Here is a 1416-nt window from a genome sequence, read left to right on the forward strand (position 1 = left end):
ACTTTTTTTTTCAAAAGGGTAAGCAAATTGTTGTACTGGAAAGCTCGGACGTGGGCAAAGCTTCTCAGCTGATTGAACATGGCTACGAAAAACAGTTTGAAGAGGTCAGTGCCACGAATGAAAAAAACGCGCTTGCACGCTTTGCTGATATTCGCCGAGATAACCAGATAGATCGCGATAACTTCCTGGCAGGCGCTGGGCCTATGCCCCTTATAGGTGGATTAACGGCCATTGCTGCTTATCTTGTTAGCAAAAAGTAGCTCAGCTACGAACGGCTGAGGGTGAACCGCCGGAAAAATGCACCCGCAATATGGCGGGTGATGGTGTACGCTCATGGCACAAAGCTGCCCACTGCTACGAGCAAGGGCGGCTATGAGCGAAAAGCGGACCTTGACATCTATTCCAATCCAAGCAAATTTGAAAAGTTTTAATAATTATAAAGTCTTAACTTGTGATTACTAAACTGAGGTTCCAATTGATGGCCTATCTCACTCATGCGTATGCAGGCGTGGTACAAAATGCGGCAAGTAATTACAGTTAAAATGCCAAACAATTTCGTAGAGACCGGTAAGCGCTAGGTTAGCAATGCAGTGTTCCTCAAAAAGGAACAGTTGGTGAGCTTACATAGTTATCCTGATAATTAGACCGCTTCATGGCTTCTTTTCCAGCGCTTCGTTTCTGGCCCGATACCACGCTTCAAAGGCAACCGATACCATCGGCTTGGCATAAAAATACCCCTGAACCTCATCGCACCCCAATCCTCTTAAAATTTCAACTGTTTGGGCGTCCTCGACGCCTTCGGCCAGGACGACATAATCAAGTTGCTTGAGAAGCATGACAACGTTGCGCGCAATAATAAGGCTGGGTTTGTCACGGGCAATCTCACTCACAATAGAGCGGTCGAGCTTGATTATGTCCATTGGAATTTGACGCAGGTAATTAATGTTGCTGTATCCAGATCCAAAATCGTCCAGAGATATTTTAAATCCGCGTAATTTGAGCATGGCCAGTCCGTTAAGAGCCGTTGGACTCTCAAGCATCTTCTCTGTCTCCAGACATTCCACCCCCAGTAGGGATGGATCTAAACGTGCGTCCCGCAATTTCTGTTCAAGCTCCTCAGCGAAATCTGGTCGAGAAAAATCACTGGCGGCAAGATTAACTGAAACGGGCAGAGAAAGTCCCCGATCCCGCCAGGCACTCAGCTGTGCGATGGTGTGATCGATTACCCACGCGGTGAGTTCACGCATCAGGCTGGTCTTTTCGACCAAAGGAATAAACTTCCCCGGCAGCACTTCGCCGTTTTTAGGATGCTGCCATCTTAGCAGTGCTTCAGCACCCGTTACGCGCCCCGTCACCAGTGAGATTTTCGGTTGATAGACCAAATATAACCCTTGGTTTTTCTTCAGCGTTTGTCTG

General features: G+C 47.5%; 2 protein-coding genes. One reads left to right on the top strand and one right to left on the bottom strand.

Features of this window, described 5'->3' with window-relative positions; all coding sequences use genetic code 11:
- Positions 1–260 (top strand): hypothetical protein (locus tag AC1DUO_RS24965; RefSeq protein WP_477989362.1); only part of this gene is annotated, 260 nt, incomplete at its 5' end.
- 390 nt (positions 261–650) lie between these two features.
- On the opposite strand, the gene AC1DUO_RS24970 is transcribed toward AC1DUO_RS24965, so the two are convergent.
- Positions 651–1416 (bottom strand): EAL domain-containing protein (locus tag AC1DUO_RS24970; protein WP_477989364.1); only part of this gene is annotated, 766 nt, incomplete at its 5' end.

The sequence above is a fragment of the Rahnella sp. P4_A8 genome (assembly GCF_056402435.1).